The 5,728-nt window shown below is 51.9% G+C and carries 7 protein-coding genes and 1 pseudogene; 6 read left to right on the top strand and 2 right to left on the bottom strand.

All coding sequences use genetic code 11. From position 1 onward, the window contains the following. Both ACO0LB_RS20320 and ACO0LB_RS20315 read left to right on the top strand, forming a co-directional pair. A partial coding sequence (locus tag ACO0LB_RS20320) for a hypothetical protein (RefSeq protein WP_423052472.1) occupies positions 1 to 475 on the top strand: 475 nt, incomplete at its 5' end. Then, the gene (locus ACO0LB_RS20315) at positions 465 to 932 is read left to right on the top strand and encodes a hypothetical protein (RefSeq protein WP_423052470.1); all 468 of its coding nucleotides are present in this window, start codon (positions 465 to 467) and stop codon (positions 930 to 932) included. The genes ACO0LB_RS20320 and ACO0LB_RS20315, both read left to right, overlap by 11 nt. Before the next feature lie 26 nt (positions 933 to 958). On the opposite strand, the gene ACO0LB_RS20310 is transcribed toward ACO0LB_RS20315, so the two are convergent. Next, positions 959 to 1,273, bottom strand: coding sequence for a hypothetical protein (locus ACO0LB_RS20310; RefSeq protein WP_423052468.1), 315 nt, complete (start codon positions 1,271 to 1,273; stop codon positions 959 to 961). Between the two features lie 102 nt (positions 1,274 to 1,375). On the opposite strand from ACO0LB_RS20310, the pseudogene ACO0LB_RS20305 reads away from it, so the two are divergent. From ACO0LB_RS20305 to ACO0LB_RS20295, 3 genes and pseudogenes are all read left to right on the top strand, one after another. Then, a pseudogene (locus ACO0LB_RS20305) lies at positions 1,376 to 1,822 on the top strand (hemagglutinin repeat-containing protein); the annotation flags it as partial. A gap of 153 nt (positions 1,823 to 1,975) precedes the next feature. Beyond that, entirely contained in the window at positions 1,976 to 3,796 is a 1,821-nt protein-coding gene (locus ACO0LB_RS20300; RefSeq protein WP_423052476.1) for a hypothetical protein, read from the top strand. A gap of 2 nt (positions 3,797 to 3,798) precedes the next feature. Next, positions 3,799 to 4,146: a DUF2489 domain-containing protein gene (locus ACO0LB_RS20295; protein WP_423052466.1), complete on the top strand. Its 348-nt coding sequence runs from the start codon at positions 3,799 to 3,801 to the stop codon at positions 4,144 to 4,146. A gap of 515 nt (positions 4,147 to 4,661) precedes the next feature. On the opposite strand, the gene ACO0LB_RS20290 is transcribed toward ACO0LB_RS20295, so the two are convergent. Beyond that, positions 4,662 to 4,910 carry a hypothetical protein gene (locus ACO0LB_RS20290; protein ID WP_423052464.1) on the bottom strand — a complete coding sequence of 83 codons (249 nt, stop codon included), beginning with the start codon at positions 4,908 to 4,910 and terminating at the stop codon, positions 4,662 to 4,664. On the opposite strand from ACO0LB_RS20290, the gene ACO0LB_RS20285 reads away from it, so the two are divergent. Continuing rightward, positions 4,815 to 5,728, top strand: a 914-nt coding sequence (locus tag ACO0LB_RS20285; RefSeq protein WP_423052474.1) for a hemagglutinin repeat-containing protein, incomplete at its 3' end; no start/stop codon positions are given. The two genes, ACO0LB_RS20290 and ACO0LB_RS20285, sit on opposite strands and share 96 nt — an antisense overlap.

The following is a 5,728-nucleotide window of genomic DNA, read 5'->3' as shown; positions in this document are numbered from 1 at the left end:
CTCAAAAGCCTGGACAAGTCTGCTTGCCACAGTAATCCCTGTTGATCGCGTGTTGACAGGGGTGAGCAAGATAAGTACGGAGGTCAAGACACTGACGGTGGTGGGGGAAGATGCGGCTGTGGCGACGGCTGCTAGGAAGGTGGAGCAGGGTGTTACTAAAGATTTACCTCCGTTAAGGCAAGCTTATGTTGATGAAGTTCGTGCACTTGAAGAAGTTTCTTTGAATGCAAGGGCGGCTGGTGCTACGGCAGAGGATACTGCTCGGATGGTTAGTCAGATGCGTAGGGATTTGGGTATCAAATACAAAAACCTGACTCCGCCAGATGAGCTGGAGAAAATTTATGCTCGAAATTTAGAAAAATATGGCGATCAGCTTGGCCCTACCATTGACTATATGCGGAAGGTTCAAGGAAAAACTTGGGAGCAGATTATAGAAAAATCCTTCACACCTGGAGGGAAAGATCTTGGATATTAATAAGGAAATTGTTGTGTTGACTCTTCAATCAAAAAAAACCTATTTTCGGTTGCTGGAATTAAATTGCGAAGACGGTAGCTGTCGAGAAACGACAAGGAGAGCAATTGATGGAAAATTTCTACCGATCAAAATTAATGGGGTGTTCGATTTTTTGAGTGAGATATTGGTAGCTTTATACGTGTCAAACGGAGCTATTTTTCTGAAGATTGGAAATATCGTTATTCAGATTGTTAATGGAGTAACTGTTGTGCTAGATCGAGACAAAATGGCTTCAACACTAACGGTAGTGCATGGAAGTCGTGTGCTTGCTTCGTTAAGCTATGTCTGCTCTGTAGATGAGAAAATCAAGGACGATCCTACACCGTTTATTGAAGATGAGGACTTTGACTTTGGTCTTTTCCTAAAAAATGTAATATCTAGCCGAGAGCGTATTAAGGTCTTGCAGGAAAATTGGTGATTTTTGATAATTTAATGAGACAGCGCTCAAGAGCCGGTAAGAAATTCTGTGTAAATGTCACCGCCCAAAGCGGCACAGGCGACAGCACCCAAAACACCCTCATAACCACCAACGACCTCACCGTCAAAGCAGGCAACAACCTCACCATCAGCAGCGCCCAAAACACCAGCCGCAGCCAACAAAACGACAGCGGCCTCCTCAGCCTCAGCATCAGCACCCCACTGCTCGATGCCGCCAGTGCCACCAACACCACCCTCAACAACCTCAGCAACACCAAAGACCCCCGCTACCAGGCACTCGCCCTCGCCAGCAGCGGCCTCACCCTCTACAACACCGCCCAAGCCATCACCAAAGACCCCGCCAGTGCCGCCAGCATCAGCATCGGACTCAGCTTAGGCAACAGCAGCAGCGACCAACAACACAACACCACCACCAGCACCGCAGTGAGCACCACCCTCAATGCAGGCAACAACCTCAGCCTCAACACCACCGGCGCCGGCAAAGACAACCACATCACCATCACCGGCGGCCAACTCAGCGCAGACAACAACGCCAGCCTCACCAGCGACGGCACCATCCTCCTCCAGGCCGCCGCCAACAGCGCCACAGAACAAAGCACCAGCAACAGCCACAACGCCAGCATCGGCATCACCGCCAGCTTCGGCAGCAAAACAGGCATAGGCATCACCGCCAGCGCAGGCCAGGGCAACGGCAACAGCCAGGGCCAGGACCAATCCTGGACCAACACCCACCTCAACGCAGGCAACACCCTCAGCCTCACCAGCGCAGGCGACACCACCCTCAAAGGCGCCGTTGGCACAGCAGACCGCATCATCGCCAACATCGGCACCAGCGGCACCAGCGGCACCAGCGGAAGTGGTACCAACAGCGGCAACCTCCACATAGAAAGCCTGCAAGACACCAGCACCTACCAAAGCCAGGACCACAACAACGGAGGCAGCCTCACCGTCGGCATCAGCAACATGCCCGTCACAGGCAGCCTCAGCGCAGGCGCGGGCAACACCCAAAGCACATTCAACAGCGTGACCGAACAAAGCGGCCTCAAAGCAGGCGACAGCGGCTTCCAGATCACCGTCGCAGGCAACACCAGCCTGACCGGAGCCATCATCACCAGCACAGACAACGCCGCCCAACAAAACAAAAACACCTTCCAGAGCAGCCAGCTCACCACCAGCGACCTCCAGAACAACGCCAGCTACCAGGCCCAAAGCTACGCCGTCAGCATCAGCAGCAACGGAGCAGGCGCAGGTGTAGGCAATGCCAGCGGCAACAGCACCAGCGTCACCCCATCCGGCATCAGCGGCATTGCCGGCAACAAAGACGCCAGAACCGGAGACAAAGAGACAGGCATCCAACAGATATTTGACCCAAACGCAGTCAACAAAGACATCACCGCTCAGGCTCAGATCACCAGCGAGTTTGGCAAACTAGCTCCGAAATTCATCGCCGGCTACGCAGACAACAAAGCAATCACCCTCAACACCTTAGCAGCGAGCGAAAGCGACCCACAAAAGAAAGCCGAACTAGAAGCAGAAGCCGAGAAATGGAGCGAAGGCGGCATCTACCGCATCGTCCTCCATTCCACCACAGGAGCAGCCACAGGCGGCATCAGCGGAGCGGCTGGCGCAGCAACGAGTGCCAGCGCAGCCGAATGGATAAGCAACCTGCAAAGCGGCATCCAGACGAACTTACAAAAGGCAGGGTTAAGCGAAGAAATCGCCAACCTCACCGCCAAAGGCATCGCCGACCTGACAGCGGCAGGCATAGGATTATTGGCAGGAGGTACCCAGGGAGCAGCAACTGCGTTGGCGACAGATGCGAATAACCGGCAGTTGCATCCGAATGACTACACCCTCGCCAAAGCCCTGGCAGCAAAGAGCAAAGGACAATACACAGAACAACAAATTCTGGATGCACTGCGCGCTTCAGGCGTGAAAGACAGCAACGGCAACGTCATCGTTGCAGAAGATACACGAGAAATTCTAATCAACAAGAACGGCACACTGACCAATATCAACAATGGATTAACGATCCAGGAAACCTACAAAGAAGACAAAAGTATCATCCTGCGTCCTTCTGGCCAAACAGCTCTCATTGAAGATGCACCAGTCCGTCCGAACAATGACCTGATCACCTTTATCATTGCTAACACTGGGGGTACAGCGAGTCCCTTCATACTGACCAAAGGACCAACATACACCACTACCTCAAGCCTTGTTGCGGCTCCAGATGGCACACAACGCGCCACAGTCACGGTGGATGGAAATGCCTACTTCCCATTAATAGCAAACTGCCCAGCGGCCAATTGTACAAATGGAAATCCGATAGCCAATGCGATACCAGATGCAGGAACGCAAGCATATAACGAGGCATTGGCGAAAAAGCAGGAAAAGGACTTGAATATTGCGACTACCGTATTGGGATTAGGTAGTACGATACTGCGGGCAGTGCAAGTGGTAGATGAGATTGCCACTGCGGGAATGACGGCTAATAATGTGGGGAAGGTGGGTGGTGGGGGAAATATTATTACGTCCGAAGGTACTGCAGGGGCAGTTAGTGGATTGAATCTGAGCAAATCACTTACAAGTGAGCAGCGGCTTTCCGAGCTAACATCTGGAGGCGGCTCAGTAATGGCCGGAAATGGTTCTAATGTGGTATTGCGAGATGCTGCGAGATTAGTAGCTGAATATGGTGGCTCTATAAGTGATTGGAGCAAAGTTAGTAGCACTAGTGCTACCGCAGCAGATGGCACAGTGTTTGAAATTCATGCATACCGGAACGTAATAACTGGTCAAGTAGTAGAACCAAAAACAATTCAACCCATAAAACTCCCAGGAAAATAGCGATGACTAATCGACCAGCTATAAATGAATTTGAAGTGACCGCCCGCGAGAGATTGCTAGAGGTCGTACAAGCAATGCTTGATCGAAATATGTCTTTTTTCCATGGTGCTAGGGAGGTATTTATACTACGACATCAAGTCGGTGGTGTTCTGGTTTCTGATCCAGATTTTGATGCATTTGCAGTGATTTATTCTGAAACGGATCATTTGCCTCATGAAGATCAACGTTACCTTTGGTCGTCTGATACGCTAGAAAAACTTGAACCTGAATTTAAGCACACAGAAGAATGGGCAGAGTCATTTGCTCTACCTGCTTGTAAAAACCTGATTGCGCGCTTCGAAGCAGAATGACAGACTACGATTGCACAGATGAAATCGTAGAATAAACAGTTGGGGCAAATACGACATCCGAAATCGTAAGCAAGCCGGATTTCTACGTTACATCTGATGGCACAGCAGTACCGGCCACTGGTTATAGGGCCGTAGGAGGCCCAGCTGTTGATGAGGCATTAACTGGGACGATTGCACCTCGGAATCCCACCTATATAACGTTCGATAACATTACTAACATGAGTCCATCTACTGCGCAGAGCGTTATGCAGTTGCCGCGGACACCATCGAATTGGGTAAGCTTCGATACGTTACAGCTTCTTGACGATTTGAAAATTCCGACAGGAAAATGGAATACAACTACTACTCTAGAACCAATTACGAATACATTTCCAGAGTGGGGTGCTGGGGGAGCAACACAGGCAATCACTAATCAGCCTATACGGATAAATGGTTTCGGAACACTACCTACAGGAATCGGAAAATGAAGGGAGTTAATTATTACTACACGAAGTTTCAGCGTGCACTGGATATGGTTAATCCAGTAGCCGCTCAAGAGTTCCATATTCTGTCGGCAACCAAAAGTCCGAGAGAGGTATTTTTATGGTTGGAGCAGCAACGCTCAAATGGGGTGTTACCCACGGATATTGAAAATCTGCTGACAGACTTTTATTGGGAGATAACCTGAAATAGCCAGCCTGGGCATCAGCGCCAGCTTCGGCAGCAAAACAGGCATCGGCATCACCGCCAGCGCAGCCCAGGGCAACGGCAACAGCCAGGGACAAGACCAATCCTGGACCAACACCCACCTCAGCGCCGGCAACACCCTCACCATCACCAGCGCAGGCGACACCACCTTAAAAGGAGCCGTTGGCACAGCCGACCGCATCATCGCCAACAGCGGCAACCTCCACATAGAAAGCCTGCAAGACACCAGCACCTACCAAAGCCAGGACCACAACAACGGAGGCAGCCTCACCGTCGGCATCAGCAACATGCCCGTCAGCGGCAGCTTCAGCACAGCCGCAGGCAACACCCAAAGCACATTCAACAGCGTGACCGAACAAAGCGGCCTCAAAGCAGGCGACAGCGGCTTCCAGATCAACGTCGCAGGCAACACCAGCCTCGTCGGAGGCGTCATCACCAGCACAGACAACGCCGCCCAACAAAACAAAAACACCTTCCAAAGCAGCCAGGTCACCACCGCCGACCTCCAGAACAACGCCAGCTACCAGGCACAAAGCTACGCCGCCAGCATCAGCACCAGCGGAGCAGGCGCAGGCGTAGGCAATGCCAGCGGCAACAGCACGAGCACCACCCAATCCGGCATCAGCGGCATTGCCGGTAACAAAGACGCCAGAACCGGAGACAAAGAGACAGGGCTTCAAAAGATATTCGACTCAAACGCAGTCAACAAAGAAGTCAACGCCCAGGTGCAGATCACCAGCGAGTTTGGCAAACTAGCCAGTACAGCCATAGGCAACTACGCCCAGGCGCAATATGAAAAAGCCCTCGCCAACACCGACAAAGAAGGCATAGAGCAATGGAAAGAAGGCGGCACATCCCGCGTCCTGCTCCACACCTTGGTAGGAGCCCTGACAGG

The sequence above is a fragment of the Undibacterium sp. SXout7W genome (assembly GCF_049339385.1).
GTDB lineage: Bacteria > Pseudomonadota > Gammaproteobacteria > Burkholderiales > Burkholderiaceae_D > Undibacterium.
Note: the sequence above shows the minus strand (reverse complement) of the source record. Positions and strands in the feature narration are given on the sequence as shown.